The 15,569-nt window shown below is 57.2% G+C and carries 12 protein-coding genes; 3 read left to right on the top strand and 9 right to left on the bottom strand.

Features of this window, described 5'->3' with window-relative positions:
* Position 1: 1 nt before the first annotated feature.
* On the bottom strand, positions 2 to 1,051 hold the full coding sequence (gene glnL, locus AA74_RS0110165; RefSeq protein WP_008501857.1) for a nitrogen regulation protein NR(II): 1,050 nt from the start codon (positions 1,049 to 1,051) through the stop codon (positions 2 to 4).
* A 170-nt stretch (positions 1,052 to 1,221) separates the two neighbouring features.
* A complete protein-coding gene (gene glnA, locus AA74_RS0110160; RefSeq protein WP_008501856.1) occupies positions 1,222 to 2,631 on the bottom strand; it encodes a glutamate--ammonia ligase in 1,410 nt (469 codons plus the stop codon).
* 376 nt (positions 2,632 to 3,007) lie between these two features.
* Here glnA and typA point away from each other — a divergent pair, with 376 nt between their 5' ends.
* Positions 3,008 to 4,831, top strand: coding sequence for a ribosome-dependent GTPase TypA (gene typA, locus AA74_RS0110155; protein WP_008501854.1), 1,824 nt, complete (start codon positions 3,008 to 3,010; stop codon positions 4,829 to 4,831).
* A gap of 80 nt (positions 4,832 to 4,911) precedes the next feature.
* On the opposite strand, the gene ompL is transcribed toward typA, so the two are convergent.
* From ompL to yihU, 7 genes are all read right to left on the bottom strand, one after another.
* Positions 4,912 to 5,598 carry a porin OmpL gene (ompL, locus tag AA74_RS0110150; RefSeq protein WP_025912317.1) on the bottom strand — a complete coding sequence of 229 codons (687 nt, stop codon included), beginning with the start codon at positions 5,596 to 5,598 and terminating at the stop codon, positions 4,912 to 4,914.
* A 74-nt stretch (positions 5,599 to 5,672) separates the two neighbouring features.
* The gene (locus tag AA74_RS0110145; protein WP_025912316.1) at positions 5,673 to 7,097 is read right to left on the bottom strand and encodes an MFS transporter; all 1,425 of its coding nucleotides are present in this window, start codon (positions 7,095 to 7,097) and stop codon (positions 5,673 to 5,675) included.
* Positions 7,098 to 7,139: 42 nt separating this feature from the next.
* On the bottom strand, positions 7,140 to 8,522 hold the full coding sequence (locus AA74_RS0110140) for an MFS transporter (RefSeq protein WP_025912315.1): 1,383 nt from the start codon (positions 8,520 to 8,522) through the stop codon (positions 7,140 to 7,142).
* Positions 8,523 to 8,567: 45 nt separating this feature from the next.
* The gene (locus AA74_RS0110135) at positions 8,568 to 10,592 is read right to left on the bottom strand and encodes an alpha-glucosidase (RefSeq protein ID WP_025912314.1); all 2,025 of its coding nucleotides are present in this window, start codon (positions 10,590 to 10,592) and stop codon (positions 8,568 to 8,570) included.
* Between the two features lie 16 nt (positions 10,593 to 10,608).
* A complete protein-coding gene (yihS, locus tag AA74_RS0110130) occupies positions 10,609 to 11,850 on the bottom strand; it encodes a sulfoquinovose isomerase (protein ID WP_025912313.1) in 1,242 nt (413 codons plus the stop codon).
* Positions 11,851 to 11,864: 14 nt separating this feature from the next.
* The gene (gene yihT / locus AA74_RS0110125) at positions 11,865 to 12,740 is read right to left on the bottom strand and encodes a sulfofructosephosphate aldolase (RefSeq protein ID WP_025912312.1); all 876 of its coding nucleotides are present in this window, start codon (positions 12,738 to 12,740) and stop codon (positions 11,865 to 11,867) included.
* Between the two features lie 17 nt (positions 12,741 to 12,757).
* Positions 12,758 to 13,648, bottom strand: a complete 891-nt coding sequence (yihU, locus tag AA74_RS0110120; protein WP_025912311.1) for a sulfolactaldehyde 3-reductase — start codon at positions 13,646 to 13,648, stop codon at positions 12,758 to 12,760.
* A 155-nt stretch (positions 13,649 to 13,803) separates the two neighbouring features.
* Between yihU and AA74_RS0110115 the strand changes: the two genes are divergently transcribed.
* Complete coding sequence (locus AA74_RS0110115; RefSeq protein WP_025912310.1) at positions 13,804 to 14,700, top strand: sugar kinase; 897 nt, start codon at positions 13,804 to 13,806, stop codon at positions 14,698 to 14,700.
* Between the two features lie 34 nt (positions 14,701 to 14,734).
* The gene (locus tag AA74_RS0110110; protein WP_021242785.1) at positions 14,735 to 15,529 is read left to right on the top strand and encodes a DeoR/GlpR family DNA-binding transcription regulator; all 795 of its coding nucleotides are present in this window, start codon (positions 14,735 to 14,737) and stop codon (positions 15,527 to 15,529) included.
* Positions 15,530 to 15,569: the final 40 nt, after the last annotated feature.

The raw sequence follows: 15,569 nt of genomic DNA, 5'->3' as shown, positions 1-15,569 counted from the left end.
TTTATTTTTTAATCGGCAGGAAAACCGAAAACTCGGTATGTCCCGGCCAACTGGTAAATTCAATTTTTCCAGAGTGTTGGTCGATCAAACTGCGGGCAATGGATAAGCCCAGGCCGGTACCGCCTTCACGGCCGCTGACCATCGGGTAGAACAGAGTGTCCTGAAGATGCGATGGAATACCGGGGCCGTTATCCTCGACGTCGATACGGGCCGCAAGCCGATAGCGCACGCCGTGTAACGTGAGCTGGAAGGCGGTACGGGTGCGCAAAATAATCTCGCCCCCTTCCGGTCCCAGCGCCTGCAGGGCATTGCGCACAATGTTCAACAGGACCTGCTCAATCTGATCCGGGTCATGGGCCAGTTCCGGCAGGCTTGGGTCGTAATCACGCACCAGCGTGACGTTCTCCGGCAGCTCCATCGAGACGAGCTTCACCACCCGCTCGGCCACTTTATGGATGCTTTCTGTGACGTGCATTCCCGGCTGCTGTGGCCCGAGAAGACGGTCAACCAGATTTCGCAGGCGGTCCGCCTGCTCGATGATGACGTTGGTGTACTCCGCCAGCGCAGGGTCGGGCAGCGCCTTGGTCAGAAGCTGCGCCGCGCCGCGTAACCCACCCAGCGGGTTTTTGATTTCATGCGCCAGGCCGCGCACCAGGTCTCGGGCGGCAATTTGCTGCGCATGCTGAAGCTGCTCCTGGCTCAGGCGACGCTGATTATCCATCGGCGCCATTTCCAGCAGGATCAAGCCTTCGGGAAGACGTTGCGCGGTCAGCGACAGAATGTGCGAGCGCCCGTCGATCACCAGCGTCACTTCGTTATCGGTGAAACCCTGGCCCGCCTGTAAACTTTCCTGCATCAGGCCAATATTCAGCGAAAAATAGCTCAGAAGTTCCGGAAGCGGGGTGCCGAACAGTTTGCGTGCGCTTTGGGCGAGCAGCTGCTGTGCCGCCGGGTTGGCGTAATGAACGGCCAGCTCGTCATCCACCAGCAAAATGCTGTTAATCAAAGAATTGAGGATCTGCCCAGCATCGGGCAGCGTGCCAGTTGCCATTCAGCAGTCTCCTGGAGTCGTTTGCACTAATTTAGTGCAGTATAGCGTTTTCGGCGTCAAAAGCGCGTGAGATCAGGTTGTTGGTGGAGAAAAAAGCCCATCCGGAGATGGGCTAAAAGTTTCCACGGCAACTACTCCCGGCGCTTGTCACGCCGGGTAAAACAACTTAATTAAACGCTGTAGTACAGTTCGAACTCAACCGGATGCGGAGTCATGCGCACGCGGTCGTTCTCTTCAGTACGCAGGGCGATGTAGGCATCAATAGCGTCGTCAGTGAATACGCCACCTGCGGTCAGGAACTCACGGTCTGCGTCCAGCGCCTGCAGGGCTTCTTCCAGAGAGCCAGCAACCTGTGGGATCTCTTTCGCTTCTTCTGGCGGCAGGTCGTACAGGTTTTTGTCCATCGCTTCGCCTGGGTGGATCTTGTTCTTGATACCGTCCAGACCGGCCATCAGCAGTGCTGCGAAGCACAGGTATGGGTTAGCCGCTGGATCCGGGAAGCGAACTTCGATACGACGCGCTTTAGGAGACGCCACCACCGGGATACGGATAGAAGCAGAACGGTTACGCGCAGAGTAGGCCAGCATCACTGGCGCTTCGTAGCCCGGGACCAGACGCTTGTAGGAGTTGGTGGTTGGGTTCGCCAGGGCGTTGATCGCTTTAGCGTGTTTGATTACGCCGCCGATGTAGTACAGCGCCTGCTCGGACAGACCGGCATATTTGTCACCAGAGAACAGGTTGGTACCGTTCTTGGACAGAGACATGTGGCAGTGCATACCGGAACCGTTGTCGCCAAACATTGGTTTTGGCATGAAGGTCGCGGTTTTACCGAAACGGTGCGCAACGTTGTGCACAACGTATTTGTAGATCTGAATTTCGTCCGCTTTTTTGGTCATGGTGTTGAAGCGGGTAGCCACTTCGTTCTGACCCGCAGTCGCCACTTCGTGGTGGTGAGCTTCAACAACCAGGCCCATCTCTTCCATCACCAGACACATGGTGGAACGAATGTCCTGTGCAGAGTCGACCGGAGGAACCGGGAAGTAACCGCCTTTAACGCCTGGACGGTGACCTTTGTTACCACCTTCGTATTTGGTGGAGGAGTTCCATGCGCCTTCGATGTCGTCGATAGCCACGTGGGAGCCAGAGATAGAGGCACCAAAACGGATGTCATCGAACAGGAAGAACTCTGGCTCTGGCCCGAACAGAACGGTGTCCGCGATGCCGGTAGAACGCAGGTACTCTTCAGCGCGTTTCGCGATAGAACGTGGGTCGCGGTCGTAGCCCTGCAGCGTGCCTGGCTCGAGGATGTCGCAACGGATGATCAGGGTAGGTTCTTCGAAGAACGGATCAATGACCGCAGTGGTTGCATCTGGCATCAGAACCATGTCGGATTCGTTAATGCCTTTCCAGCCACCAATGGAGGAGCCGTCAAACATTTTGCCTTCTTCAAAGAATTCGGCGTTCACCTGATGAGCAGGGATTGTGACGTGCTGTTCTTTACCTTTGGTGTCGGTGAAGCGGAGATCAACAAACTTCACTTCATGTTCGTTCAGCATCGTCAAAACGTGTTCAGCGGACATACTTAACTCTCCAGATTGGTCATTGTCGTCGTGGTAACGAGGTCTTCAGTTTCTGTTTGTACTGGCTGTTGCCATGTAATTTTTATAAAGCGAAATCTGTGCCAACTTTTAAAACACCCCAAAAAGGCGTTATCATGCGCACCATAGTGCAAAAGGGCTGCACCACAATGGTAATGTTGCACCAGTATAGTGCTTCAGTGTGAACACCGAGCACCATATTGGTGCAATTTTCGTTAAAGTGCCCTTTTTCGCTCCGTGAAAGCGATCACAAAGCATCTCTGCGATACTTGTTTGCGGAGGATGTTTGTGATCCTGTTTTGTAGTGCGATTAATCCGTGTACAATAACGCGCTATTTCTAATGCCTGAGGCAAAGTTGTGATCGAAAATTTGCGTAACATCGCCATCATCGCGCACGTTGACCATGGTAAAACTACCCTGGTTGATAAGCTGCTGCAGCAATCCGGTACGTTTGATGCACGTGCCGAAACTCAAGAGCGTGTGATGGACTCCAACGATTTGGAGAAAGAGCGTGGGATTACTATCCTCGCGAAAAACACCGCTATTAAATGGAATGACTACCGTATCAACATCGTTGATACCCCAGGGCACGCCGACTTCGGTGGTGAAGTTGAGCGCGTGATGTCCATGGTGGATTCCGTGCTGCTGGTGGTTGACGCATTTGACGGCCCAATGCCGCAAACGCGCTTCGTGACCAAAAAAGCATTTGCCCATGGCCTGAAACCAATTGTTGTTATCAACAAGGTTGACCGTCCTGGCGCACGTCCTGACTGGGTTGTTGATCAGGTATTCGACCTGTTCGTTAACCTCGACGCGACCGACGAACAGCTGGACTTCCCTATCATTTACGCTTCGGCGCTGAATGGTATCGCGGGTCTGGACCACGAAGATATGGCGGAAGACATGACCCCGCTGTATCAGGCGATTGTCGATCACGTACCGGCACCGGATGTTGATCTGGATGGTCCACTGCAGATGCAGATCTCCCAGCTGGACTACAACAACTACGTTGGCGTCATCGGTATCGGCCGTATCAAACGCGGTAAAGTGAAGCCAAACCAGCAGGTTACTATCATCGATAGCGAAGGCAAAACCCGCAACGGTAAAGTGGGCAAAGTGCTGACTCACCTGGGTCTGGAGCGTATCGACAGCGATCTGGCTGAAGCGGGCGACATCATCGCGATCACCGGTCTGGGCGAGCTGAACATCTCTGACACCATCTGCGACCCGCAGAACGTGGAAGCGCTGCCAGCCCTGTCTGTTGATGAACCAACCGTTACCATGTTCTTCAACGTCAACACCTCTCCGTTCTGTGGTAAAGAAGGTAAGTTCGTGACCTCTCGTCAGATCCTTGACCGCCTGAACAAAGAGCTGGTGCACAACGTTGCGCTGCGCGTTGAAGAAACCGAAGACGCTGATGCCTTCCGCGTATCCGGTCGTGGTGAACTGCACCTGTCTGTTCTGATCGAAAACATGCGTCGTGAAGGTTTCGAGATGGCGGTTTCCCGTCCGAAAGTTATCTTCCGCGAAATCGACGGCCGTAAACAAGAGCCGTTCGAAAACGTGACGCTGGACGTTGAAGAGCAGCACCAGGGTTCTGTGATGCAGGCGCTGGGCGAGCGTAAAGGCGACCTGAAAAACATGAATCCAGATGGCAAAGGCCGCGTACGTCTCGACTACGTGATCCCAAGCCGTGGCCTGATCGGCTTCCGTTCTGAGTTCATGACCATGACCTCTGGTACCGGTCTGCTGTACTCCACCTTCAGCCACTACGACGACGTGCGTCCGGGCGAAGTGGGCCAGCGTAACAACGGCGTACTGATCTCCAACGGTCAGGGTAAAGCGGTTGCGTTTGCGCTGTTCGGTCTGCAGGATCGCGGTAAGCTGTTCCTGGGTCACGGTGCTGAAGTTTACGAAGGCCAGATCATCGGTATTCACAGCCGTTCTAACGACCTGACCGTAAACTGCCTGACCGGTAAGAAACTGACCAACATGCGTGCGTCCGGTACTGACGAAGCAACGGTTCTGGTTCCACCGATCAAGATGACTCTGGAGCAGGCTCTGGAATTCATCGATGACGACGAACTGGTAGAAGTGACTCCGCTGTCTATCCGTATCCGTAAACGTCACCTGACCGAGAACGATCGTAAACGTGCTATGCGCGGTGCGAAAGAAGAGTAATTCGGTTATGCCGTAGGCCGGGTATGCGCATGCGCCACCCGGCAACGAAAAAGCCGCTGAGCGATCAGCGGCTTTTTTTATTAGAACGAATACCGTAGCCCTAAACGGATCCGGTACTGCTCCCGGTTGTAATCATTCCATCTGTCCAGCCACTGCAGTTCGAGGTACGGCAGCCAGTTTTTGTCGATCCTGTAACTGAATTTATTGGTAATTTCCCAGTGATGGTCTTTGCCATTTTTGCTGTGATAATCATTCACCCGCTGGAAAAAGTGCGGTTCAAAGGTGTAGAAAAATGCATCCGTTACTTTGAAATTCCAGTAGTTGGCAAATTCGTGCGTGTCGTTCTTATCCATCTGCCCGTTATAGTCCGGCGTATCGTAGTTGTTATGGTTATAGCGATAGCGGAACGTCAGATTAAACCAGTCTGTAAATTTGTAGTTGGTATCTAAATACACCGCGCCACCCGAACCGGCGCTGCTGTCGTTAATCAACCCGCCGGGCTGGAAGGTGAGTTTATCGGTCGGCTTAAAGAGCGGATACCACCCCTCGATTTCGTTATAGCTGTGCTTAAGTTCATCCCATTTACCCACGTTATAGGCGTTGGTGAACATCAGTCCCGCGCCCATATCGAAGTTATAACCCGCACGCAGGATCACCTCGTGCATCTCTGAGGCCGTATTGTAGGCTTCACGCGTTTCGACATAGGCCCCGGCAAATACCGGGCAGGACACAGACGACACGATCAGTACAGTGATGATTCTTTTCATAATTTGTCCATGTATCAGGTACAGAAAGGCCTCCCTCCTGATAAACAGGAAGGACATAGTGGCCGGATTTATTGTTATAAAGTGACTGCTGACGCTTTATTGTTGGCGGTTATCTCAGGGGTATTCGCGGTTTGTTTCTTCCGTTTTCCAATCTCCTCGATAATAAAGGCGAAGCGCGCTTCGTTGAGTTTATAAAACAGCCCCATGGTCACGGCAGCAACAATCGCCAGGCCGCACGGCCAGAGGAAAATAAGCTGACGCAACCCAAGCAGCGTGCCCGCGCTCTGCACGGCATGGGGAACGTAGCCAATCTGGGTCAGCATAATGCCGGGCAGGAAACCGGCGAGCGCAGCGGAGATTTTGCGCGAGAAGGTATAGCCGGTATACACCGACCCTTCGGCGCGAATGCCGGTTTTCCACTCGCCGTAATCGACGGTATCCGGCACCAGCGCCCAGTTCAGGCTGTTCACAAACGCCGTGCCGAAGAAGGCCATGCAGGAAAACAGCACGAACAGCAGGGAGCTGGTCCCCCAGAAGAAATTCAGCACGTCGCCCACCGCCCACAGCGCCAGCCCGCCCAGATAGACCGGTTTCTTGCCAAAGCGCTTTACCGCGCTGGGCACCAGAAACACGCCAATCAGAATGCAGCCCATGCTGAAAAAGCCCATCCACGACAGCAGATGCAGATCGTTCAGCACGTACTGGGTGTAATAGACCTGAATCGCCAGCTTGATGTTAAACGCGGCGAGAGTGCACAGGTTGGCGATGCACAGCACCAGCAGCGGCGGATTGCGGAAAATCGCGCAGAACGATTTCAGAATGCCGGGCTTATGGTGATCGGGCGTAAGCTCGACGTAGCGTTCTTTCACCCCGCTGTAGCACCACCACATGCAGAACAGGCCGCCGGTAACGAACACCAGCGCGGCCACCAGATAGCCGAGTGAGGGCTGGTGGACGAACAGCGCCTGAATGGGCATAAAGCCGACGGTGCAGAGCAACAGCCCCACCGTAGCGCCGCCCTGACGCCACGCCGCAAGCTGCGCGCGCTCGTTCGGGTTTTTGGTGATGGCCGGGACCATCGCACCGTAGGCGCAGTTCATCAGGCTATAGCAGAGGCCAAACATCATGAAGAGCACGGTGGCGAGGGCCGTTTTCACCGTCAGGCTAAAGTCGTTGGCCATAAACTGCGCCGTCGCCACCAGCGCCACCGGAACGGAGGCGTAAAGAATGAACGGCCTGAATTTTCCCCGCGCGCCGATGTTACGTCGGGAGTCGAGCAGCACCCCGGTCAGCATGTCGGTAAAGGCGGTGAAAAACTTTGCCACCAGGAAAATAATGCCGCCGTAGAACGCCGGCATGCCCAGTTCATCGGTGTAGAACTTCAGCAGATACAGCGTGCCAATACACAGCATCAGGTTCGAGCCAAAATCGCCCATCCCGTAGGCGCACTTCTCTCGCAGGCTCAATTTCAGGGTTAACGGATCAGTATTATGTGTCATGGTCGATCCTCAAAGCGCCCCGCAGGGCGCTCTATCACGTCATTATGCCGTACGTTTGCGCAGTTCGATCTCTTCGACGATGCGCACATACATCTTCTCGTTGAGGTTGTAGAAGCAGCCCATCGCCACGATGGTGATAACTGCCAGCAGGCTCGGGTAGATAAATATCAGCTGCCGCAGCCCTTCAACCGTGCCACTGGATTGCACCACGTTGGGCACATAGCCGATCTGCGTGAGCATGATCCCCGGGAAGAAGCCCGCCAGCGCCTGGGAGACCTTCCTGAAGAAGGTAAAACCGGTATAGACCGTCCCCTCTGAGCGCACGCCGGTGCGCCACTCGCCGTACTCCACGGTATCGGACACCAGCGCCCAGTTCAGGCTGTTCACGAACGCGGAGCCGAAAAAGGCCAGGCAGGAGAACGCCACAAAGCTCACCGAGCCGCCGCCGAAGAAGTAGTTGAGCAGATCGCCCGCCACCCAAATCATCAGCCCGCTGATGTAGACCTTTTTCTTGCCGAATCGCCGCACCGCGCCGGGCATCATAAAGACGCCGATAAAAATACAGCCCATGCTGAAGAAGCCCATGTACGACAGCAGGATCGGGTCGTTCAGCACGTACTGCGTGTAGTAAACCTGAATGGCGAGTTTGACGTTAAAGGCGCCCAGCGTGCACAGGTTAGCGATGCACAGGATAAACAGCGGACGGTTCCCGGCGATGGCGCGAAACGACTGCAGCAGCCCCGGTTTTTGCGCCGGGTTGGCGGGTTGCGCCTCGACGTAACGCTCGGTCACCCCCTTGTAGCACCACCACATAAAAAACAGTCCGAACAGCGAGAAGAGGGTGGCGGCAAAGATATAGCCAAGCTGGTCATTGCCTTCAATCAGGTTCATCACCGGAACAAAACCCACGGTACAGAGCAGCAGGCCCAGCGTAGCGCCGCCCTGACGCCAGGCGGCCAGCGAGGCGCGCTCGTCCGGGTTTTTGGTAATGGCGGGCACCATCGCGCCGTAGGAGCAGTTCATCATGCTGAAGAACAGGCCGTACAGCATGAACAGCACCGTCGCCATCACCGTTTTACCGGTGATTTCAAACGGCGTGCCGACGAAGTTGGCAATCGCCAGTAAGGTCACCGGGAACGCCGCATAGAGCACGAACGGGCGGAATTTCCCTTTCGGGCCGATCTTGCGCCGGGAGTCAAGCATGATCCCGGTGCCCATATCGGTGAAGGCGGTAAAGAACTTCGCAATCAGGAAGATAATTCCGCCGTAGGTGCCCGGCAGCCCCAGCACGTCGGTGTAAAACTTCAGCAGATAAAGCGTGCCGATATCCAGCAGGATGTTTGAGCCGAGATCGCCCATCCCGTAGGCGAGTTTTTCTTTAAACGGCAGGCGTAGGGTTGCCGGATCGGAAGTATGTTGACTCATTATTGTTCTCCGTCTGCCCGCAGGTGGCCCCGCGGGCGAGCCTTATCAGATATGACGTAAGGTGCTAAACAGATCTGCCCATTCGCTGTGCTGGCGGTAGAAGACCGGCGGCTTGCCGAGCGGGGCATCTACGGTCACGTCACCGCCCCGGCAGATTTCCCCGGTCCACGCATTCACCCAGCTGTCCTGCGGCAGATAGAGCGACCAGTCGCGGCGCCCCTCTTCATGAACCGGCGCCACCAGCAGGTCGCGGCCAAACAGGTACTGGTATTTCAGCGTGTAGGCGCGCGCGTCGTCCTCGTAGTGCAGGAACAGCGGACGCATCACCGGCAGGCCGCTTTTCGCGTTCTGCGCGACCGCAGCTTTGATGTACGGCTTCAGGGTGGTGAAGACGGTGGTCATGCGCGCGAAGTGCGCGATGGTTTCCGCGTCGCCGTCGAACTGCCAGTTATCGCCTGGACGGTTGCCCTCATGGGTACGCATCATCGGCGTAAAGGCGCTGAAGTCGCACCAGCGCAGCAGCAGCTCCTTGCTGCGCTTCATCTCGAACAGGGTGGTGTAGCCGCCGATGTCGCTGTGGTGCAGGCCGTGCCCGGTCATCGCCAGCGACAGCGCCGCAGGGATGACGGACGCCAGACCGTCGTCCAGGCTCCAGTCGACGTTCTGATCTCCCGCCCACATCATCACCGAGTGCTTCTGGCTGCCGGTATAGCCCGCGCGCATGAAGAACAGGATCTCCCCGAGCTTGCCGGTCTCTTCCAGCGCCTCATAGTTACATTTGGCCCACAGGGCAGGCCAGGCGTTATGCATGATCTCCGCGCTCACGCCGTTATGCAGGAAGGTGTCGGTCGGCAGATATTCCCCGAAATCGGCCATCCAGCCGCCGCAGCCCAGTTCGATCAGGTTCTTTTTAATGACCTCTTTGTACCAGTCGTAGGCTGCCGGGTTGGTCAGGTCGATAACGCCCGCGTAGAACTCGCCGAACTCGACGTGGTAGTCCTCGCCGTTGGCGTTTTTGGTCAGATAGCCGCGTTTCGCGGCCTCTTCGCAGAGATCTTTATCGCTGGCGACGTACGGGTTGATATAGGAGAGGAACTGAACCCCTTCCTGTTTCCACTTCGCAATCCGCGCATCAAGCTGCGGATAGAGCGCGCTGTTCCACTTCCAGTTCCACATCACGCGCTTGCCGAAGGAGGTCATGCGAATGCCGGACCAGTCCTGCGCCCAGATGCCGTTGACCTTCACGCCGCCCTCGCGCATGGCGTCGAGCTTCTGCTGACACACCTCGGTGCCGCCCTGAATGCCCAGCGTCACGCCGTCGTACACCCAGTCCGGCAGCTCCGGCTGACGCCCCAGCAGGCCGGTCAGTTTTTCCAGTAGATCGACGTACGTTTCCGCACATTCGAAGCGCAGCGTGGCGTTATCTTCCCAGAACGCCAGCTCGTGGAAGTCCGGCGCGCTGAAGTCAAAGTTCATATAGCAGCTGTTATCCACGTGGCAGTAGTACTTCTGGGTGCTCACGAAGGTAGGCTGCGGGAAGAAGGTCCAGTAGTAGTCGCCGCCCGCGTTCTCTTTGCAGTCGGCCTGCCAGGTGACGTAGGTTTGCTTATTGCGGCCCACGCCCTGCTCGCTGGTCCACAGCGGGAACGGCTTGCCGCGCAAATCGAAATACGAGAACTGCTCGCCGCAGCCGTAAATATGATCGTCTGGCTGCGCCGCCAGCCGCAGCCAGATGCGGTTATGGCTGGCGGCGTCATTTTTCAGCTTCAGCTCCAGACGGCCTTCCGCATCCACGCCCACCAGCAGCGTCGCGCTTACCGCATCGCCGCGGGTAAAGCGGATCGCCCAGCCCGCGTTTTGCTGCGTGACGGTCGCGTCCGTCAGGGCAATCTTTTCGTTGAGCTTGTCTTTGATGCTGAAGTTGCCGCGAAACATCTCGATATCCGCCTCGCCTGCGCCAATCCACAGGCAAGGGGCATCCGCGGTGTGGGATAAAATCAGACGGTCCTGCCAGCGCAGGGTGAAGCCACTTTCGTTATTTTTCAGGTCAATATTGTGTAGGGTACGCATAAACACTCCGTCTTAATTATTTGGCCTGGCTATCCAGTAATCCGGCGGCGACGGCAGGGGCTAAGCCCGGGGCCAGCGGCAGGCGGGGGATCACCAGGCAGTGCAGCAGGTGGTAAATATCCTGCTTGCCGTCCCAGACTTTGGTCGTCACTTCGTTATTGGTGTCCAGCTCCTGCCACCAGGAACCGTTTTCGTAATCCATCAGGTACTTGATGCAGTAATCCCACCACTTCTGATACCAGGCTTCGTACTGCGCTTCGCCGGTCACGGTATAGAGGGCATAGGCCGTGCCCATCGCCTCGACGATTGGCCAGCGCACGCGTTCACGCACAATAGGCTTGCCGTCCCAGCCCACGGAGTAGACAAACCCGTCGGCCCCGTCGGGTGCCCAGGCGTCGCGGATGGTGGCGTGGAACAGTCCTTTCGCATCTTCCAGCAGCCATTCCGGCGGGGTCTCAAAGCGCGCTTCCAGCGCGGCGCGCAGGTGCAACATCAGGCGGCCCCATTCAATCCAGTGTCCCGGCGTGCCGCCGTAGGCGCGGAAGCGGTGAGCAGGGTTATCAATGTTGTAATCGCGGATCGGGTTCCAGCTGGTGTCGAAATGCTCGTTAACGCGGTACTCCCCTTTGCGCGCCACGTCGTGAATAATCACCGAGGCGATGCGCAGGGCGCGGTCGAGCCATTTACGGTCGTGGGTCACGTCATAAACGATCAGGAAGGCTTCCACGGCGTGCATGTTGGCGTTACCGCCGCGATAGTCTTCCGTTTTGCTGAAGGCTTCATCCCAGGACTCCAGGCACATCTGCTCCTGTTCGCTCCAGAAGTAGCGCTCAATCACCTCGATGGCATCGTCCAGCAGCTTACGTGCCTGCGGGTGACCCGTGGTCACGGCGCTCGCCGCGCCCAGCAGGACGAAGAAGTGCTGATAGCCCTGCTTGGAGGCGTCAATGACGCCTTCATCGTTTACGCAGGCGTACCAGCCGCCGTGCTGCTTGTCGCGCAGCGGACCGTTGAGGGCATTAATGCCGTGCTCAACCATGGCATACGCGCCGGGGCGTCCCATGTTCGCCGCCACCGCGTACACGTGCAGCATGCGGGCGGTGATCCACAGATGGGTGCCCATATCGCTGCGCACCTGGCCGTTATTGCCCAGCCAGCCAAAGCCGGTCGGTACGGCGGCGTTTTTACCGAAATCGAGAATGCGGTCGGTCTCTTGTTCGAGCCAGCGGTTATGGCTCAGGGTGTTAAACCATTTCATGTTCGGATCCTTTCTTAACGGCGAGCCATCATTTCGTCGACGATCTCACCCAGACGCTGAAGTTTGGGGACGGAGATATCACGCAGCATCATCTCGGTGTCCGGCAGGCCAATTACAGAGGACCAGACGGCGCGACCGGCTAAAAAGCCCGATGCCCCCGCCTGCATGGCGACGCTTACGGCGCGCGGGAAGAGCTTATCGTCCACGCCGGAGGAGAGGATCACCCACGGCATGGCGATGTTCTCGTTAAGCTTTTGCGAGGCCGCCAGCAGCTCTTGCTGCGTGCCCTTGCCAAACAGCGGCATCTCCACTTTGTAGAGGTCGGCACCGCTGTCGCCCAGCTCTTTGGCCGCGTCGATAATCGCCTGTTCGCGGTTAAACGCGGCACCGCGACGTGGCGGACGCACCACCGGCTCGATAATGCTCAGCAGCCCGTTATCGTGGCACAGCGTATTGAACGCTTTCACCATCTCCAGGCGCTGCTGCGGATCTTCATCGCTGCGCCACAGCACCAGCAGCTTCAGTGCTTTGCCGCCATCGCGTTTAACCGCCTGCGCGTCGACGTTCTTGTCGATCGCCACGCTGTCGACCGGAATACCGTTCCCCGGAATAAACTCGTCGGCGGCCACAATCATCGCGCAGCTGTTGGCCACGGCCTGCTGCTCGACAATCTGGCGATAGCAGAACTGCTGGTCGACGAGAATGGCAGAGGCGTACGGCGACAGAATTTTTGCCGCGTTGACCTTAAAATCGGTCAGGTGCTGGTCGGTTACCGGCACCGGCGCGCCTGCGGCAGCAAACATCAGGCGCATCGCTTCGCGCTGATCCACGGCCAGCATCGCAAAACCGCCGGAAGGTCGGGTGATATCTTTCAGGGTGTACATCGTCATTCCTCAGTCCTTTCGTATCAGTGTGTTTTTTTCAGCCCGGCAGATGCGCGAACCTGTTCAAGAATGGCCGTCCAGTCTTCGCGCCCGCGCCCGGCGGCGCGTGCCTGGTTGTAAACTTCGCGGGAAGCCGCGCCCAGCGGCATCGGAACGTGGAGCTGGTTGGCCACGTCGAGGGCGATCCCCAGATCTTTATGCGCAAGGTCGATCATGAAGGCGGGAGAAAGATCCCCTTTCAGCACCTTGTTCGGCCAGGATGTTGTGAAGTGGCCTTTACCCGCAGGCGTACCGCTCATGACCTTGAGCGCCACGTCAAAAGAGAGGCCAAGCGCTTCGCACAGCACGGCGGCCTCGGCGGAAAGGGCGTTCAGGGCAATGCTCATGTAGTTATTGATAAGCTTCACGCGGATGCCCATGCCTGGCCCGCCGGCGTTAATCAGCTCATTGCCCATCGCCATTAAGACCGGGGTGGCGCGCTCAACCTGCTGCGCCGTGCCGCCCGCCAGCAGGAGCAGCGTGCCGGCGATGGCATGGTCAGAGGTGCGCCCGACGGGCACGTCCATCAGGCTGAAGCCTTGCTCAGCCATGTCGCGGATCAGCGCGTCGGTTTGCAGCGGGTGAATGGTGGACATATCAATGACCAGTGCGTCGCGGGATAACCCTTCGCACACGCCGTGCTCGCCGAACAGGACGCTGCGTACCAGGTCGCCGTTTGGCAGCATGGTGATCACGAATTCGGCGTCCGTTGCTGCCTGCGCGGGCGTTGCCGCCGCCCGAGCGCCGCTTTCAACCAGCGCCTGAATCGCCTGCGGGTTTACGTCAAAGACGTTAAGCTGGTGACCTTGTTTCAACAGATTCTTCGCCATTGGCGCGCCCATCTGTCCTAAGCCGATAAATGCGATTGCTGACATGCCTTTCTCCTGTCACATCGTGTCAATTTTTGCGCGTTTATGTTGTCTGTTTTTGATCGTATTTGTAATTTATAGTCAAAAAATTGACACGGGTCACTTTTTAAACATTTGATGAAATTAAAATGAAGGCATCAGAAATCGCAGAAGGAATCACCATGACTCGCATCGTTTGTGTCGGCATTACCGTGCTGGATCGCATCTGGTATCTCGATGATTTACCAAAAGAAGGTGGGAAATATGCCGCAAAGGACTATACGGAAGTGGGCGGCGGCCCGGCGGCAACGGCGGCAGTGGCGGCGGCGAAACTGGGCGCGGAAGTGGATTTTATTGGCCGGGTGGGTGATGACGATACCGGCAGACGGCTGCTCGCGGAGCTGGAATCCCTGGGGGTGAAGACCCGCTACACGCGCGTGTTTAAGGGTGCCCGATCGTCACAATCGGCGGTGCTGGTGGAAGCAAGCGGAGAGCGCGTGATTGCCAACTACCCCAGCCCCGATCTCCCTGCGGCGGCAGACTGGCTGCATGAAATCGACTTCTCTCAGTGGGATATTGTCTTAGCCGATGTGCGCTGGCATGACGGGGCAAAACAGGCGTTTACCCTGGCCCGTCAGCAGGGCGTACCGACGTTGCTTGATGCGGATGTCACCCCGCAGGACATCGCGGAGCTGATCGCCCTAAGCGACCACGCGGCCTTCTCCGCGCCGGGATTGCGGCGTTTAACGCAGCGGGATGACACCGAAGACGCGCTGAAAAAAGCACAAACGCTCACAAATGGACATGTGTATGTTACGCAGGGGCGAGACGGCTGCTTCTGGCTGGAAAACGGCGCATTGTGTCATCAGCCCGGCTTTGAGGTGAACGTGGTGGATACCACGGGGGCGGGCGACGTGTTCCACGGTGCGCTGGCGGTCAGCCTGGGGCAGCAATTGCCCGCCGCAGACGCCGTGCGTTTTGCCAGCGCCGTCGCAGCGCTGAAATGCACGAAGCCCGGCGGGCGCGCGGGTATACCTGACTGTGATCAAACCCGCTCTTTTTTGTCACTTTTTGTATAAAATGCGGGGCGTGATGGTTTTCAGAGGACAGCCCATGAGCCTTACCGAACTGACCGGCAACCCGCGTCACGATCAGCTGCTGACGCTGATTGCCGATCGCGGCTATATGAACATTGATGAACTGGCGCAGCTGCTGGATGTCTCCACGCAAACCGTGCGCCGTGATATCCGTAAGCTCAGCGAGCAGGGGCTGATCACGCGTCATCATGGCGGGGCGGGCAGGGCATCCAGCGTGGTGAACACGGCGTTCGAGCAGCGTGAAGTCTCGCTTACCGAAGAGAAGCGGGCGATTGCCGAAGCCATTGCGGACTATATTCCCGATGGCTCGACTATTTTCATCACCATCGGCACGACCGTGGAGCACGTTGCCCGGGCGCTGCTCAACCATAACCACCTGCGCATTATCACCAACAGCCTGCGGGTGGCGCATATTCTGTATAAAAACCCGCGCTTTGAAGTGATGGTGCCTGGCGGCACGCTGCGCCCGCACAATGGCGGGATTATCGGGCCTGCGGCAACGGCGTTTGTGTCTGGTTTTCGGGCGGATTATCTCGTGACCAGCGTGGGGGCAATTGAGCACGACGGCGCGATGATGGAGTTTGACGTCAATGAAGCCAGCGTGGTGAAAACCATGATCGCCCACGCTCGCCACATTCTGCTCGCAGCCGATCATACGAAATTTACCGCATCCGCGGCGGTGGAGATTGGCAACGTGGCGCAGGCCACGGCACTCTTCACCGATGAGATGCCTGGCTCGGCTCTGCAAACTCACCTGAAATCCAGTAAGGTTGAAATCATCCTGGCCAGTACCAGCGATGATATTGCCTGAAGCAAAAAAAGCCGCTGAGCAAACAGCGGCTTAAATATTG

It is taken from the genome of Enterobacter sp. 5-4 (assembly GCF_000612205.1).
GTDB lineage: Bacteria > Pseudomonadota > Gammaproteobacteria > Enterobacterales > Enterobacteriaceae > Enterobacter > Enterobacter roggenkampii.
This window is presented reverse-complemented; position numbering and strand designations above follow the sequence as displayed.

Excerpts from the sequence above, each read along its gene's own strand:
- glnL (WP_008501857.1), bottom strand. The coding sequence starts at position 1,051 with ATGGCAACTGGCACGCTGCCCGATGCTGGGCAGATCCTCAATTCTTTG.
- glnA (WP_008501856.1), bottom strand. The coding sequence starts at position 2,631 with ATGTCCGCTGAACACGTTTTGACGATGCTGAACGAACATGAAGTGAAG.
- ompL (WP_025912317.1), bottom strand. The coding sequence starts at position 5,598 with ATGAAAAGAATCATCACTGTACTGATCGTGTCGTCTGTGTCCTGCCCG.
- AA74_RS0110145 (WP_025912316.1), bottom strand. The coding sequence starts at position 7,097 with ATGACACATAATACTGATCCGTTAACCCTGAAATTGAGCCTGCGAGAG.
- AA74_RS0110140 (WP_025912315.1), bottom strand. The coding sequence starts at position 8,522 with ATGAGTCAACATACTTCCGATCCGGCAACCCTACGCCTGCCGTTTAAA.
- AA74_RS0110135 (WP_025912314.1), bottom strand. The coding sequence starts at position 10,592 with ATGCGTACCCTACACAATATTGACCTGAAAAATAACGAAAGTGGCTTC.
- yihS (WP_025912313.1), bottom strand. The coding sequence starts at position 11,850 with ATGAAATGGTTTAACACCCTGAGCCATAACCGCTGGCTCGAACAAGAG.
- yihT (WP_025912312.1), bottom strand. The coding sequence starts at position 12,740 with ATGACGATGTACACCCTGAAAGATATCACCCGACCTTCCGGCGGTTTT.
- yihU (WP_025912311.1), bottom strand. The coding sequence starts at position 13,648 with ATGTCAGCAATCGCATTTATCGGCTTAGGACAGATGGGCGCGCCAATG.
- AA74_RS0110115 (WP_025912310.1), top strand. The coding sequence starts at position 13,804 with ATGACTCGCATCGTTTGTGTCGGCATTACCGTGCTGGATCGCATCTGG.
- AA74_RS0110110 (WP_021242785.1), top strand. The coding sequence starts at position 14,735 with ATGAGCCTTACCGAACTGACCGGCAACCCGCGTCACGATCAGCTGCTG.